Genomic DNA, 15254 nt, shown 5'->3' with positions numbered 1-15254 from the left:
ATGAAAGCAGCCCCCGAGGCCCAGAAGAGACTTCTCGATCTGGCCGCGCTCGACTCCCAGCTCGACCGGCTGGCCCACCGCCGCCGCACCCTGCCGGAGCTGGCCGAGATCGACGAGCGGTCCAAGCGGTTCGCCAAGCTCGCCACCGAGGTGATCGAGGCCGAGACCGAGGCGGGCGACCTGGCGCGCGAGCAGGCCAAGGCCGAGAGCGACGTCGACACCGTCCGCGCCCGCGCCGACCGCGACCAGAAGCGCCTCGACTCCGGCGCCGTCACCTCCCCGCGCGACTTGGCGAGCCTGCAGTCGGAGATCACCTCGCTGCAGCGCCGCCAGAGCGACCTGGAGGAGGTCGTGCTGGAGATCATGGAGCGCCGAGAGGCCGCCGACGCCCGCGTCCGCGACCTGGTGGCCCAGCGTGACGAGGTGGCCGCCGGCCTGACCGCCGCCGAGGGCGGCCGCGACGCCGCGCTCGGCGACATCGGCAAGGAGACCGACGAGGTGCAGGGCCGCCGCGACGCCCTCTCCGGCGAGATCCCCGCCGACCTGCTGGCCCTCTACGACAAGCTCAAGGCCCAGTACGGCGTCGGCGCCGCCATGCTGCACGGCGGCCGCTGCCAGGGGTGCAAGGTGGCGCTGTCCATCGCCGAGATGAACCGCATCAAGGCCGCCCCGCACGACGAGGTGCTGCGCTGCGACGAGTGCCGCCGGATCCTCGTCCGCACCCCAGAGTCGGGCCTGTGACCTCCTACCTCATCGAGGCCGACGGCGGCTCGCGCGGCAACCCGGGCCCCGCCGGTTACGGCGCCGTCGTCAAGGACGCCGCCGACGGGCAGGTGCTGGCCGAGGCGGCCGAGGCGATCGGCGTCACGACCAACAACGTGGCCGAGTACCGGGGCCTCATCGCCGGCCTGCAGACCGTGCTGTCGCTGGCCGGCGACGGGGCGCGGGTGGCGGTCCGGATGGACTCCAAGCTCGTCATCGAGCAGATGGCCGGCCGCTGGAAGATCAAGAACGAGGGCCTGCGCCCGCTGGCGCTCGAGGCGGGCAAGCTGGCCCGGCGGCTGCGGATCACCGAGTGGACGTGGATCCCGCGCGCCCACAACGCCCACGCCGACCGGCTGGCCAACGAGGCCATGGACGCCGCCGCCAAGGGCCTGGCCTGGTCCGCGGGCGGCTCCACCGCGGGCGCCACCGCCCCGCCGGCGACCGGCGGCGATCGCCTGTCGCCGGCGGGCGGCGACCGCCGCCCGCCGCTGGTGGAGCAGACCGACCTGCTCGACCTGTCCGCCCCCGCCGCCTCCGTGGCCGCCTCCGTGGCCGCCTCCGTGGCCGCCTCCGTGGCCGCCCAGGAGAGCGCGCCGGGCACCGGCTGGGCCCCGCCCACCCGCGTGGCCACCTCCCTGCTCCTGCTCCGGCACGGCGAGACCCCGCTGTCGGTGGAGCGCCGCTTCTCCGGCCTCGGCGACGCCGAGCTCACGCCCAACGGCCACGCCCAGGCCGAGGCGGCCGCCGCCCGGCTCTCCCGCGACCCGTATCGGCTCGACGCCGTCGTGAGCTCCCCGCTCACCCGCGCCCGCCAGACGGCCGAGGCCGTGGCCGGGCGCACCGGCCTGAGCGTCGAGGTGGACGACGACCTGCGGGAGGTCGACTTCGGCGCCTGGGAGGGGCTGACGTTCACCGAGGTGGGGCGCCGCTGGCCGGACGAGCTCACCGCCTGGCTCGCCGACCCCGCCACGCCGCCGCCCGGCGGCGAGAGCTTCACCGCCGTGGCCGACCGCGTCGAGCGCGCCCAGCGTCGGCTCATGGAGACCTACGAGGGCCGTACCGTCCTGGTGGTCTCCCACGTGACGCCGATCAAGACCCTGCTGCGCCTGGCCCTCACGGCGCCCCCCGCGGCCCTCTACCGCATGCACCTGGACGTGGCCTGCCTGTCGCTCATCGAGCACTACCTCGACGGCCAGGCCGTGGTGAAGTCGTTCAACGACACGTCCCACCTGCGCTGACCGGTTCCGGTCGTGCCGGGCGCCGCCAGAACACCCGGCACGACCACCGGTGCCTCCGCCCCCCTCAGGCGGTGACGGGTCCCATCCCATCGCCTCGATCTTGCTATTTGCTTGCGGTTGGCTTGTAGCTGATAGCCTCACCCACAGACGAGCCGGCCGGGCGGCCGCGTCGGGCCCGCACGGGCCCGCCGAGGAAGGTCCGGGCTCCACAGGGCAGGGTGGTCGGTAACGCCGACCCGGGGTGACCCGCGGGACAGTGCCACAGAAAGCAAACCGCCTCCCGGTTTTCCGGGCGGTAAGGGTGAAACGGTGGTGTAAGAGACCACCAGCGCCCACGGTGACGTGGGCGGCTCGGTAAACCCCACCTGGAGCAAGGTCAAGAAGGGTCGCTCTCCGGAGCGGCCCGCGCGCGCCGTCCGAGGGCTGCCCGCCCGAGGCGCGCGGGTAGACCGCTTGAGGCCGCCGGCAACGGCGGCCCTAGATGGATGGTCGCCCCTCCGTCCCCGGTCACGGGGCCGGAGGACAGAACCCGGCCTACAGGCCGGCTCGTCTCCCGCCGTCCGGCGCCGCGGGCGGGGTGCGGGAGACTGGACGGGTGAGCACCGAGAACGACTCCCGCCCCGCGACTCCCGTGAGCAGCACCTCCATCGTGGTGCTCACCCTGGCGCGGCGGATCGAGACCGAGCTCAACGCCGCCCTCGCGCCGCTCGACCTCACCGTCAGCAGGCTCGGGCTGCTCGGCCACATCTCCGCCATGCCCGGGGTGTCGTTCAGCGACCTGGCCCGGATGTCCGGCATCACCGTCCAGAGCGTCCACGGGGCGGTCAAGGCGCTGGCCGGGGCCGGGCTGGTGCGCGACACGACGGCCCGCGCCGGGTCCGCCTCCGCCATCGAGCTCACCGCCGACGGCGCCCGCCTGCTGCGGGCGGCGCGGGCGGCGGTGCAGGAGGTCGACGAGCGGATGTTCGGGCCTGCGGCCGACCCGATCCAGCGGCAGGTGGGCGACGCCGTACGCGCCGCGTTCGCGGGCCTGGCCTGACCCTCGGCGCCTCCGCCGACAGCACGGTCCTCCACCACTCCGGCCCCTCCTTCAGGGCCTCCCCTCCATCACTCCGGGCCCTCCTTCAGGGACCCTGAAGGTTGTCTGCTAAGTTTCAGGCAACCTGAAGGTCCCTGAGGAGAACTCATGGAAGATTTCCTGCTGTCCGTGCACGTGCTGGCCGCCATCGTGTTCATCGGCGGCTCGGCGGTCGCCACCAGCCTGTTCCCCCGATACGTGCCGGTCGCCGTGCCCGTGGCGGTGGGCGCGGGCTCGCCGGCGCCGCCGCCGGAGGATCGCAGCCGTGCCGTGGCCGTCGCGCTGCACCGCATCACCCGCGGCTACAGCCTCCTGGGCCTCGTGGTGCCCGCCGCCGGGCTGGTGCTCGCCTTCGCCCAGGGACGCAGCGGCGAGATCTGGATCACGCTCTCCATGATCCTCACCGCTGCCGCGGGCGTCCTGCTGGCCCTGCAGATCTACCCCCGCCAGCGCGACGCGCTCGCCACCCCCGGCGACCGCGACCGGCTGCGCCCGCTGTCCATGCTCGCCGGCGTCTACAACCTGCTGTGGGCCGCCGTCGTCGTCATGATGATCGTGCGCCCCGGCGCCGGCGGAGGTGCGTGACCGTGCTGCTCGCGCTCCGGATCGCCGCCGCCGTCGAGGCCGCCAGCCTGGTGGTCCTCCTCACCAACGTCTTCACCGTGCACCACGACGCGATCACGTCGCTCGGCGGCCCGCTGCACGGCTCGGCCTACCTCACCGTCCTGGTGACCACCATCCTGTCGCCCGCCGTGGCCTCGACCGCCACCCGCTGGCGCGCCGCGGTCCCCGGCATCGGCGGCCTGCTCGTGCTCCGGCACATCCGGCGCACCGACCCCCAAGGAGGCTGACGTGCTCGACACGTACGGGAACCTGACCTTCCCCTGGACCGGGCTGACGCTGAACGCCGTCCGCTTCGCCCGCGACCTGGTGGCGCGCCCGATCTTCAACCACTGCATGCGCGCCTACCTCTACGGACGCTTCCTCGGCGAGCAGCAGGGGCTGCGGCCCGGCCAGGACTACGACGACGAGCTGCTGCTGCTCGGCTGCGTGCTGCACGACGCCGGGCTGAGCGAGCGCGGCGACGGCGACCAGCGCTTCGACCTCGACGGCGCCGATCTGGCCGCCGGGTTCCTCGCCGAGCAGGGCGTCGCGCCGGAGCGGGTCGAGGTCGTCTGGGACGCGATCGCCCTGCACCTGCACCCGCAGCTCGCCGCGCGCAAGCGGCCGGAGATCGCCCTGGTCGCGGCCGGGTCCGGGTACGACCTCGGGCCCGACGGGCCGGCCCTGCCGCCGGGCTACGCCGACAGGATCCACGCCGTGCTGCCCCGGCTGCACGCCGCCGCCGTGCTCCACGACGCGATCGTGGGCCAGGCGGCCGCCAAGCCGCAGAAGGCGCCGCCGTACACCATGCCCGGCGAGCTCGTCCGCCAGGCGGCCGGGCAGCGCTGGCCCACCTGGCGGGAGCTGATGGAGGCCGGCGGCTGGGGCGACTATGACGGCTACGGGGGCTGAGCTCACGGCGGGCCCAGGACCTCCGGGGTGAGCAGGGCGCGGGCGGCGGCGGCGAAGTACGGCTCCGAGGCCGTGTCGGCCAGGCCGAGCACGACGCCCTGGCTCAGACCCGTCAGCAGCCCCCTCAGCGCCGTCTTCAGGCGCCGCGCCTGCCGCTCGGTGATCCGGGCGCCGTCGTGCGTCCTGCCGGTCAGCAGCGCCACCAGGCGCTCCTCCTGGAGGCGTACGGCCTCGGCGAGCTTGGGGCGCAGGGCGGGCTCGCGCAGCCCGAGATCCTGGAGGCTGAGCTCGAACGAGAGCCGCTGCCGCGCCTCGGGGTCGTCGCACAGGCGGCGGTGGTGGCGGGCGAAGGCGTCGACCGTCCCGGCGAGGTCCAGGTCGGGCGGGAAGGCGCGGGCCAGGTCCTCGTACTCGGGGTCGAGGTAGTCGGTGGCCAGCGCGACCAGCAGGCCGTTCTTGCTGCCGAACAGGGAGTAGACGGCCCCGGTGGTGAGCCCGGCCTGTTCGGCGATCTCCTCCAGCTTGGCGCGGTGGCCGTCCCTGGCGACGATCCGGCGCGCGGCGTCGAGCAGGGCGCGCCGGTTGCGCTCCTTCGTCTCCGCCCTCGTCATTCTCATAATCCGATTATTACAGTAATCTCGTTAGGAGTCGACACCAGGGAGAACGGACCTATGGACATCAGGGCGGCCATCGCGGCCGAACGCCGGGAGCTGGCGGACATGCTGGACGGCCTCTCACCCAGGCAGTGGGACGAGCCCACGCTGTGCGCCGGATGGCGGGTGCGCGAGGTCGCGGCCCACATGTCGCTCGGCTTCCGCTACCCGCTGCCCAGGATGGCGCTGGAGCTCGTCAAGGCCGGAGGCAACCTGAACCGGATGACCGACCGGTGCGCCCGCAAGGACGCCGCCGGCCTGTCCACCGCACAGCTCGCGGCGGCGCTCAGGGACAACGCGCACCACCCGTGGAAGCCGCCCGTCGGCGGCGTGGCCGCGGCGCTCGGGCACGACGTGGTCCACGGCCTCGACATCACCGTCGCCCTCGGCCTGGAACGCGCCGTCCCCGAGGAGCGCCTGCGCGTGCTCCTCGGCCAGGTCACCCCCAGGACCACCAGGTTCTTCGGCGCCGACCTGGCCGGCGTCGAGCTGCGCGCCATCGACCTCGACTGGTCCTTCGGCTCCGGCACCCCGCTCAGCGGCGCCGCCCAGGACCTCCTGCTGCTCGCCTACGGCCGCAGGCTCCCGCCGGGCCACCTCCAGGGCCAGGCCCGCGACCGCTACACCGCCGTGTGAACGCTCCACCGCCCGGGTGAGGGGCGATCCACCCGCAGGCTGACGACCGTCCGTGCCCGCGCTGCCTAACGTTCGCGGCATGCTCAACGACCAAGTGACCTTCAGGCGCGTCTCGGCGGGCCTGCTGCTGATCGTCGCGCCGCTGCTCCAGGCCGTGGCCGTCGTCGTCGACCCCGGCACGTGGGGCGACGACCGCGAGGCGGTCAGCTTCGGCGACAACCCGGCCCTCGCCCAGACCCAGTCCGTGCTCTACCACTGGAGCTGGATGCTCATGGCCGTGGCCGCGTTCGGGCTGGTCCACCTCACCCGGCGCAAGGCCGTCACGCTCGGCCACGTCGCGGGCGCGAGCACGGTGATCGGCTACCTGTCGCTGTCCGGGCTGCTGCTCAGCGACCCGGTGGAATGGTGGCTGGGCCAGCGCCACCCGCCGGAGGAGGCGCAGCGCATCCTCGACGAGATGCTCGGCCTGCCGGGCGTCACGTTCGGCTTCCAGCTGCCGTGGATGTTCCTCGGCTTCCTCGGGCTGCCCGTGCTCGTCGCCGCGGTCTGGCGGGCGGGGTTCGTCGGCTGGTGGGCGCCGGCGCTGGTCGCCGCCGGCTACGTGGGCTCCTTCACGGTCTCGTACGGGCCCCTCACCGTGATCTTCTGGACCGTGCCGGTCGTCGCACTGGGCTGGATCGGCGTGCGCATGCTGCGCATGGGCGACGAGGCGTGGGCCGCCTACTACCCGGCCCGCGCGTGAATGACGTGATTCAGCTCTTGACCGTGAGCGACGACGGCGCCGGCGGCAGGATGTGCACCCGCGCCGAGCCGATGTCGAAGTAGAGGCCCACCAGCTTCAGCCGCCCCGCCCTGACCTGCTCGTCCACCTTGCGGTAGGTGCGCAGGTTCTCCAGCTGCTGCTGGACGTTCACCCGGCACAGCACGTCCAGCGCGCCGCCGTCGAGCCGGTCGCCCTCCGTCTCGATGAACCTGGCCAGACTGTGGTTGCCGTGCCGCAGCCAGCGCCGCATCCCCGGCAGGCTGCCCGCCTTCACCCCGCCGCTCAGCAGCCCGGCCATCGCCCCGCAGCCCGAATGGCCGCACACCGTGATCGTGTGCACGCCCAGCACCTGCGTCGCGTACTCGATCGCCGCGCTCACCGAGTCGTCGCTCGGCTCGGCGCCCCGGCGCGGCACCAGGTTGCCGATGTTGCGCACGGTGAACAGGTCGCCGGGGCCGCTCGACGTGATCAGGCTCGGCATGATCCGCGAGTCGGCGCACGTGATGAACAGGTGCGTCGGCTGCTGCTGCTTGCCGGCCAGCTCGGTGAGGATCGGCCGCACCAGCGGCGCCGTACGCCGGTGATACTCCCGCGCCCCCACCGTGAGCTGGCAGTCGGCCGGGTGCAGCGGCAGCATCCGGTGCGGCTTGCGGCGACCCCGGTGCGACCACGGCAGCCACGACCGGTCCGGCGGGCGCGCCGGCGTCTTGGCCGGGTACATGCGGGCGCCGCTGGCCGCCAGTGTGTACCACTCGTCGTGCAGCTCGTCGATGTCGACGGTGCCGCCCGACCTCTCGTGGTCCAGCCGCCAGGAGTGGATCGCCTCGAACGCCGCGTTGTCCATGAAGTCGATGTTGAGGTCGAGGTCCACCGACGCCCCGGCGGGGATGGCGCGCAGCTCCTGGGTGAGCCTCGGCACCCCGAGGAACGTCAGCGAGCCCGAGATCGTCGCGTGGTGCCGCCCGCCGGCCTCCTGCCGCGTCCTGACCGTCACCCACGTCAGCCGCCGCAGCGCCAGCAGCGCCGCCAGCGCCAGGCCGAACAGCACCCCCTCGGCCAGCCCCAGCACCACCACACCGGCCATCGTCACCATGTAGACCGGGACCTCGCCGTGGCCGTGCACCTTGCGCACGTGCCCCAGGTTGACCATTTGCACGCCGATGAACACCAGCAGCGCCGCCAGCGCCTCCATCGGGATCAGCTGGATCGCCCAGCCGAAGCCCAGCGCGAACAGCAGCACCCACACGCCGTGCAGGATCGCCGACATCCGGCTGCGCGCGCCCGCCTTCACGTTCGTGGTGCTGCGCACGATCACGCCAGCGAGCGGCAGGCCGCCCAGCGCGCCCGCCACCATGTTGGCCACGCCCTGACCGGTCAGCTCCTGGTCCAGGTCGCCGCGCGGGCCCTTGTGCATGCTGTCGACCGCCACCGAGCACAGCAGCGACTCCACCCCGGCCAGCAGCGCCAGAAGCAGCACGGCCGCCACGATCACGTGCCAGTCGCCCTGCGGCAGCACCGGGAACGACCACTCGGTGAACGTGCCGGACAGGTCGATGCGGGTCACGTCCCAGCCGAACGCCCACGCGCTCAGCGAGGCGATCACCAGCGCGGCCAGCGGCGCCGGCACCGCCTTGACCGGCTTCGGCAGCCTGCTCCACACCGCCAGCACGGTGATCATGAGCAGGCCGACCGCGATCTTGTGGCCGTGCAGCTCCGCGAGCTGGCCGGGCAGCTCCACCAGATTCGCCATCGCCGAATACTGGGGGCTGCCGCCCAGCACGACGTGGAGCTGCGCGAGCGCGATGACCACGCCGACGCCCGCGAGCATGCCGTGGATCACCGCGGGCGACACCGCCAGCGCCGCCCGCGCCGCCCGGAACACCCCCAGCACGAGCTGCACCGCCCCCGCCAGCAAGGTGATCATGCAGGTGGCCCGCCAGCCGTAGGTTTGGACCAGGTCCGCCACCACCAGCGACAGGCCCGCCGCCGGGCCGCTCACCTGCACGGCCGAGCCGCCGAGCGCCCCGGCCACGATCCCCCCGACCACGGCCGCGATCAGCCCGGCGGCGAACGGGGCGCCCGAGGCCATCGCGATTCCCAGCGAAAGGGGCACGGCGACCAGGAACACCACGAGCGAGGCGGGCACGTCGTATCGGAGCGTGGCCATGACGCTACTCTTCGTGACGCGGAACATGCGAAAACCCTAATGCCGCTGGGGCCGCGCGTAAGACGTGCACCCCGGGTTTTACCGAAGGGCCACGAACCCTCGGCCTTCGAGCCCGGGAGGAACCGCTCCCTGACGGGACAGTCCGCCGCTCCCCGACGGACGTTCCTGCCGTCCCTGGCGGATGGTCCCGCGTCCCTGACGGATGGTCCGGCCGTCCCTGACGGACGGTCCTGCCGTTCCTGGCGGACGGTTCGGTCGTCCTGACGGGACGGTCCGGCCGGACGCGCGAGATCCCCGCCCTGGGAACCAGGACGGGGATCTCGGCCGCCGGATGTCAGCGGTAGTAGTCGGGGAACTCCTGCTCGGGAGTCGGCCGCGGGCGCGGGGCGGGTCTGCCACCCGGCTCGGGCGCGCCGTAGCCCGGCCACCCGGCGGCCGGCGCCGGCGGCTCCGGCCACGCGGCCTGACCCGGCTGGGTCATCGCGGGGCTGGTGAAGTCGCCCGTCTCGTACGCGTAGGACTGCCCGGGGACCTGCGCCGGAGGCGGCGCAGACAGCACGTCGTCGTAGGCCGACACCGCGCGGGCGGGCGCCGTCGGGGTGCCGGTGACGGGCGACGGGCCGGTCAGCGCGTCGGAGTCGTCGGCCACCGCCCACCCGGCGCGCACCTCGTAGGAGGCGGGGTAGGCCGGCTGCTGCGGCTCGAAGGCCGGCCAGGAGCCGCTCGGGGTGGAGGCGGGGCCCGGGTCGTCGAGGATGTCGGGAGAGGCCGCCCAGGAGCCGGACGTGGTGCCCGGGGAGGAGATGCCGGGGGAGGCGCCGGGAGGGGCGGGCCACGGGGAGTCGAGCGGGCCGGTGGAGCCCTGGGCGGAGCCGCCGTTGTAGGCCGGGAACGGGTCGCTGGTCGGGGCGCCGTGGATGGGGGAGGCGGGCACGGCGGTGAAGGCGCCCGTGGAGGCGGCGCTCGTGGCGGGGAACGAACCGCTCGACGGCGAGGCCGCGGCCGGGAAGGAACCGCTCGACGGGGAGCCCGCGGCGGGGAAGGAGCCGCTGCCCGGGTAGGAGCCGGTCGGCTCGGGGCGGGCGGGCGGCACCGGCTGGGCGCCCGCGCCGAGGATGGACAGCACGTCGGCCGTCGGGGCCGCGAACGTCATCGTGCGCTGGTCGGCCAGGTCGGCGCTGGAGCGTGCGGGCCGCTGCACCGGCTCGACCAGGTCGGCCAGGCCCGAAGCGGCGGCGGCCGGAGCCGGGGCCTTGGCGGGCCGCTGCGGCAGCGGCGCCTGCACGGTGGCGGCGTTGGGGTCGGCGGCGACGGGCTCGCGCTTGGCCCGGCGCGAAGGACGCTCCGGGCGCCCGGCGGGCCGCTCGGCGGCGGGCCGGTCAGCGGGCCGGTCAGTAGGACGGTCGGCGGCGGCGGGACGCTCGGCGGGCCGGTCGGCGGCGGGACGCTCGCGCTCGACCGGCCGGGAGGCGCCCTTGCGCGCCGCGACCGTGCCGCCCGCGCCGAAGCCGCCCTCCTCCGCGTCGCTGCGGATGTTGGCCCAGAACTCCTCGTCCTCGTCGTCGGAGTGCGGGTTGCCCCACTCGTCGACGCCACGCTTGCCACGCTGCCCCGTACGCACCGGTTTGGGCTTCGGCTCGTCGATCGGGCTGAAATCCGGGCTGAACTTGCTCATCCGCGGCTCGTGCGCGGCGAACTCGTCCGTCGACCGCGCGTGCGTCTTCTCCTCCTTCTCGGCCATCTCCTTCAGCCGTTCGGGAGGGAGAGAGCTCTCCCGCCGGTTCATGGAACGCATGCCCAGTGCCACGACGACGAGCACGAGGAGCACGACAGCGACCAAGCTCACGATAACCGCGGTCATTGCACCACCCTCAAAGCCATGGCCTCCCTGTGGCACCGGTGAGATCGCGCGGCCATCGACGCGATCTGCCCCCTTTGATCACCAGCGCCTAACAATTGGATCTGATTCTGGCGGACTACGACGAGCGTTGTCACACCCTAAGTGAAGAATTGGTAACCAGTACTACCGACTGCTTCCGGGCTGTCACTCAATGTCGACCGCCGTGAGCCGTCCGCGGGCAATGGTCTTGTCCGCGATCTCCTTCAAGATCGTGGAAAGCGGAGCGTCCTTCTCGGACTCCACCTTCCCGCTCAGTGTGTAGACACTGAAACGGTAGCTGCCCTTGTCGTCGCACGGGGGCTGATAGCCCGTCTTCCCTCCGGTGACCACCGCCTGACCCGAGCCCTCCGGCGGGCTCTCCGAGGCCCCCGGCCCCAGCTCGGTCGTGGTCGCCGGGATGTTGTAGATCACCCAGTGCACGGCAGGCTCGGCCTGGGTGTGGGAGTCCACCACGATCGCGATCGACTTCGCGTCGGGCAGCGGACGGCTCGACCAGCGCAACGCCGGGCTCCCCGCGGTGCCCTTGCAGGAGTGCTGGCGAGGCAGCGGCTTGCCCTCGCGAAGATCCGGCCCGGAGACGTTGATCCGCGCGATGTCGCTGGCTTCGGACCTTCCGAAGACGGTGGCGCACCCGGACAAAGCGAACGCGCTCGCCACCGCTGTCACCATGACGGCGATGCGTCGCACGCGTCCAGCCCTGTTACGCAGCCCCATGCCGGATGATGCTACGCGCGTCTCGGCGGTGCGCCGACCGTTTCGCCAGGGTCGGTGGCCGGTGGAGGGCCCGAAATCCGCCACAATCGAGGGATGGAGCGGGACACCAGCATCACCTTCGCCGTCCTCGGCCCGCTCGAGGTGCGGCGAGACGGCGAGCTCGTCGACATCGCGGGACGGCGCCTGCGCACCCTCCTTGGCCTGCTCGTTCTCGACGCCGGCCGGACCGTTCCAGTCGAACGCCTCGTCGCCGGGATCTGGGACGACCGCGAACCCGCCGCCGTCGCCAACGCCCTCCAGGCGCTCGTCTCCAGGCTCCGCACGGCGCTCGGAAAAAACTGGGCACGCCAGCTCGTGGTGGCCGATCCGTCCGGGTATCGGCTGATCGCGGATCCCGATCAGGTGGACGCGCGACGCTTCACCGTCCTCGCCGGGCAAGGGCACGCCGCCCTCGCCGCCGGCGACCCCCGCACCGCCGCCGCCCTCCTGCGCGAAGCCCTCGCCCTGTGGCGCGGCCCCGTCCTCGCCGGCCTCCCCGGCTGCGCCGCCGGCCCCGCCGCCGGCCCCGCCGCCCACCTGGAGAGCCGCCGCCTGTCGGCCGTCGAGGACCGCATCGAGGCCGACCTGCTCCTCGGCCGCCCCGCCGGCCTGCTCGACGAACTCGCCGGCCTCCTCGCCGCCCACCCCCTCCGCGAGCGCCTGCACGCCCAGCGCATGCGCGCCCTCCACGGCGCGGGCCGCCGCGTCGAGGCCCTGGCCGCGTACGAGGAAGCCCGCCGCACCTTCCGCGACGAACTCGGCGCCGACCCCTCGCCCGCCCTCACCTCCCTCCACCTCACCCTCCTCCGCGACGCCCACCCCACCCCGGAAACCACACCCCCTCGGGAAAGCACCCTGGACCTCCCGGAAGAGCCCCCCGGCACCGAGCCACCCCCTCCAGCCCCGCGCCCCTCCAACTCCACCTTCTGTCCGCACCTCTCCGGCGAGGGCGCCCACCCAGCGGAGGGGGTCCCGTCCGCCCTGGTGACGGGTCCCGCCGATGCGGCGCCTCCCGTACGTCCGCACCCCTTCGGGGAGGGCGCGCACCCTGCGGAGGGGGCGGCCCCTCACGGCGGCGCCCCCCGCCTGGGAGGCGCCCCGCGCCCCTCCAGCCCCACCCTCCGTCCGCACCCCTCCGGCGAGGGTGCACACCCCGAGGGGGAGGTGGCCCCTCACAGCAGCGCGCCCCGCCCAGGAGGCGCCCCCCGCCCGCAGGGTGCGCACCCTGCGGAAGGGGCGGCCCCTCACAGCGGCGTCTCCCGCCCAGGAGGCGCGGCCCGTGCGGAGGGGGTGTGGGCGGGGGAGGGGGGATCGGCCCGGGCCGGCGGGGTGGGGGCGTTCGAGTACGAGGGGGGCAAGCGGGGGAACGTGCGGGCGCGGTTGACGAGCTTCGTGGGCCGGGAGCGGGACCTCGCCTACACCGCCGGGCTGGTGGGCGGGCATCGGCTGGTGACGCTGATCGGTCCAGGCGGGGCGGGGAAGACGCGGCTGGCCACGGAGGTGGCCGGGAGCGCGGAGCTGCCCGACGGGGTGTGGCTGGCCGAGCTCGCGCCCGTACAGGACGAGGCGGGCGTGGTGCAGAGCGTCACGAGCGCGCTGGACGTGCGTGACGCGTTGCCGCAGGCGGCCGGGCTGGGCGTGACGGAGCCGCTGGACCGGCTGGTGGCGGCGCTGCGCGGCAAGCGGCTGCTCATCGTGCTGGACAACTGCGAGCACGTGGTGGAGCAGGCGGCCCGGGTGGCGGACCGGGTGCTGGCCGACTGCCCGGGGGTGCGGATCCTGGCGACGAGCCGGGAGCCGCTGGGCATCACCGGTGAGGCCACCTGGACGCTGCCGCCGCTGGGCCTGCCGCCTGCGGGGACGGGCGCGGACGAGGCCGGCGCGTACCCGGCCGTGCGGCTGTTCGCCGAGCGGGCCGCCGCCGTGCGGCCCGGGTACGAGGTGGGCGCGGACACCGAGGCGGTCGTGGCGATCTGCCGGGCGCTGGACGGGATGCCGCTCGCGATCGAGCTGGCCGCCGCCCGGCTGCGGTCGATGTCCGCCTCGGAGATCGCCTCCCGGCTGGGCGGCGTGGGCCAGTTCCGGCTGCTCAGCAGCGGCAGCCGGACGGCCCAGCCGCGCCACCAGACGCTGCGGGCGGTGGTGGAGTGGAGCTGGAACCTGCTGGACGAGCAGGAGCGGGCGCTGGGCCGGAGGCTGTCGGTGTTCGCCGGGGGCGCCGGGCTGGCGACGATCGAGCGGCTGTACGGGGACGTGCTGGAGCCGCTCACCCGGCTGGTGGACAAGTCGCTCGTGGTGTTCGACGGCGGACGTTATCGGATGCTGGAGACGATCCGCGCGTACGCCCACGAACGCCTCGCCGAGTCGGGCGAGCTGGAGGACGTGCGCCGCAAGCACGCCCATCACTTCACGGAGCTGGCCGAGGCCGCCGAGCCGGGCCTGCGCACCGGCGCGCAGCTCGACCGGCTGGCCGAGCTGACGGCGGAGCACGAGAACCTGACGGCCGCCCTGCGCTGGGCGACCGCCACCGCCACCGACAACGCCGCCGCGTCCGGCGGGGGAGCGGCCGTGGCGTTGCGGCTGGTCGGGGCGCTGGGCTGGTACTGGTGGCTGCGCGGCCACCGGCTGGAGGGCGCGCTCAGGGCGCGCGAGGTGCTGGAGGCCACGCCCGGCGCGCCGGGACCCGCGCGTGCCCTGGGCCTGGCCGTGTACGTGCTGAACGGGCTCGGCACGATGCTGTCGTGGGAGGAGGCGGGCGAGGCCCAATCGGAGATCGGCAGGCTCAAGGGCCCGCCGCCGCACCACCCGCTGGTGGCGATGGTGGGGCCGATGTTCGTGATGTTCGGCGCCACCCAGCCGGAGGCCGAGCAGCTCATGGCGGAGATGGCCCGCCACCCGGACCCGTGGGTGGTGGCGGCGGGGCAGCTGTGCGGCGGGCTGGCCCACTACGCGGCCGGGCGCATCGAGGAGGGCGAGCGCGACTACCTGGCGGCGCTCGACGGCTTCCGCGCGGCCGGTGACCGCTGGGGCGCCGGCACCGCCCTGGCCGGCATGTCGGACGTCCTCCTGCTGCGCGGCGAGAGCACCCGGGGCATCGCCGTCATGCGGGAGGCGCTGCGGGTGATGGACGAGCTGGGCGCCCAGGACGACACCGCGTACATGCGGGCCAGGCTGGCGCTCGGGCTCAACCAGCTGGGCCACCGGGCGGAGGCGGAGGAGATGCTGCGCGAGGTCGTCCGGCTGGTCACGGAGAACGGCGACCAGGTGGGCGAGGCGGGCGTGGTGGGCGCGTGGGGCGAGTTCGCCCGCCAGGACGGCGACCTGGCCACCGCCCGCGAGCTCTTCGCGCGGTCCGCGGAGATCATGGAGCGGGCGCGCGGGGTGCCGCTCCAGATGGTCTCGGCGGTCAACGCCTCCCGCGGCCTGCTGTCCGTACAGGAAGGCGATCTTCCCGAAGCGCGGCGGCTGGTGGCGCTCGGGCTGGAGCAGGCGGCGCAGTCGGGCGACGCGCAGCTCATCGGCATCGCGGTCATCGCCTGCGCCGCCGTCGCGCTCGCGGCCGGGCGGGCCGAGGACGCCGCCGCGCTGCTGGGCGGGGCCGAGGCGGTCAAGGGCATCGCCGCCGTCGTGGACTTCGACCATGTACGGATCACCGGCGACACCGAGGCCGCGCTCGGGGCGGCGGAGTTCGGACGCCACCTCGCGCGCGGCCGCCGGATGGACCGGGACGCCGTCATCGCCCTCGCCCTGCGGGTCTGACCCGCGAGACCCGGAACCGGGCTCGCG

General features: G+C 74.3%; 13 protein-coding genes and 1 other RNA gene. 10 read left to right on the top strand and 4 right to left on the bottom strand.

Annotation, left to right across the window (positions count from 1 at the left end; translation table 11 throughout):
• The 7 genes from AB0J53_RS07055 to AB0J53_RS07025 all read left to right on the top strand — a co-directional run bounded on the left by AB0J53_RS07055 (position 1) and on the right by AB0J53_RS07025 (position 4596).
• Positions 1–741, top strand: coding sequence for a C4-type zinc ribbon domain-containing protein (locus AB0J53_RS07055; protein WP_364169391.1), 741 nt, complete (start codon positions 1–3; stop codon positions 739–741).
• Positions 738–2003, top strand: a complete 1266-nt coding sequence (locus tag AB0J53_RS07050) for a bifunctional RNase H/acid phosphatase (RefSeq protein WP_364169388.1) — start codon at positions 738–740, stop codon at positions 2001–2003. Before AB0J53_RS07055 ends, AB0J53_RS07050 begins: the two co-directional genes overlap by 4 nt.
• A 148-nt stretch (positions 2004–2151) precedes the next feature.
• Positions 2152–2556: RNase P RNA component class A (gene rnpB / locus AB0J53_RS07045), an RNA gene on the top strand.
• A gap of 42 nt (positions 2557–2598) precedes the next feature.
• Positions 2599–3042, top strand: a complete 444-nt coding sequence (locus tag AB0J53_RS07040) for a helix-turn-helix domain-containing protein (RefSeq protein WP_364169385.1) — start codon at positions 2599–2601, stop codon at positions 3040–3042.
• Between the two features lie 147 nt (positions 3043–3189).
• Positions 3190–3666, top strand: coding sequence for a hypothetical protein (locus AB0J53_RS07035; RefSeq protein WP_364169382.1), 477 nt, complete (start codon positions 3190–3192; stop codon positions 3664–3666).
• Between the two features lie 2 nt (positions 3667–3668).
• A complete protein-coding gene (locus AB0J53_RS07030) occupies positions 3669–3932 on the top strand; it encodes a hypothetical protein (protein WP_357591604.1) in 264 nt (87 codons plus the stop codon).
• Between the two features lies 1 nt (position 3933).
• Positions 3934–4596 (top strand): HD domain-containing protein, encoded by a 663-nt coding sequence (locus AB0J53_RS07025; protein WP_364169378.1) that lies wholly within the window; start codon positions 3934–3936, stop codon positions 4594–4596.
• A 2-nt stretch (positions 4597–4598) separates the two neighbouring features.
• On the opposite strand, the gene AB0J53_RS07020 is transcribed toward AB0J53_RS07025, so the two are convergent.
• Positions 4599–5213, bottom strand: a complete 615-nt coding sequence (locus tag AB0J53_RS07020) for a TetR/AcrR family transcriptional regulator (RefSeq protein ID WP_364169375.1) — start codon at positions 5211–5213, stop codon at positions 4599–4601.
• A 54-nt stretch (positions 5214–5267) separates the two neighbouring features.
• Between AB0J53_RS07020 and AB0J53_RS07015 the strand changes: the two genes are divergently transcribed.
• Positions 5268–5885, top strand: a complete 618-nt coding sequence (locus AB0J53_RS07015) for a maleylpyruvate isomerase family mycothiol-dependent enzyme (protein ID WP_364169371.1) — start codon at positions 5268–5270, stop codon at positions 5883–5885.
• 79 nt (positions 5886–5964) lie between these two features.
• Complete coding sequence (locus AB0J53_RS07010; protein WP_364169368.1) at positions 5965–6627, top strand: hypothetical protein; 663 nt, start codon at positions 5965–5967, stop codon at positions 6625–6627.
• A 10-nt stretch (positions 6628–6637) separates the two neighbouring features.
• On the opposite strand, the gene AB0J53_RS07005 is transcribed toward AB0J53_RS07010, so the two are convergent.
• From AB0J53_RS07005 to AB0J53_RS06995, 3 genes are all read right to left on the bottom strand, one after another.
• Positions 6638–8815 (bottom strand): bifunctional SulP family inorganic anion transporter/carbonic anhydrase, encoded by a 2178-nt coding sequence (locus tag AB0J53_RS07005; RefSeq protein WP_364169365.1) that lies wholly within the window; start codon positions 8813–8815, stop codon positions 6638–6640.
• A 334-nt stretch (positions 8816–9149) separates the two neighbouring features.
• Positions 9150–10661, bottom strand: coding sequence for a hypothetical protein (locus AB0J53_RS07000; protein WP_364169362.1), 1512 nt, complete (start codon positions 10659–10661; stop codon positions 9150–9152).
• Between the two features lie 198 nt (positions 10662–10859).
• Complete coding sequence (locus AB0J53_RS06995; RefSeq protein WP_357591592.1) at positions 10860–11429, bottom strand: YbhB/YbcL family Raf kinase inhibitor-like protein; 570 nt, start codon at positions 11427–11429, stop codon at positions 10860–10862.
• 93 nt (positions 11430–11522) lie between these two features.
• On the opposite strand from AB0J53_RS06995, the gene AB0J53_RS06990 reads away from it, so the two are divergent.
• Positions 11523–15227, top strand: a complete 3705-nt coding sequence (locus tag AB0J53_RS06990; protein ID WP_364169359.1) for a BTAD domain-containing putative transcriptional regulator — start codon at positions 11523–11525, stop codon at positions 15225–15227.
• The last annotated feature ends 27 nt before the right edge of the window (positions 15228–15254 follow it).

Source organism: Nonomuraea sp. NPDC049725 (assembly GCF_040674795.1).
In the GTDB taxonomy this organism is placed as follows: Bacteria; Actinomycetota; Actinomycetes; order Streptosporangiales; family Streptosporangiaceae; genus Nonomuraea; species Nonomuraea ceibae.
This window is presented reverse-complemented; position numbering and strand designations above follow the sequence as displayed.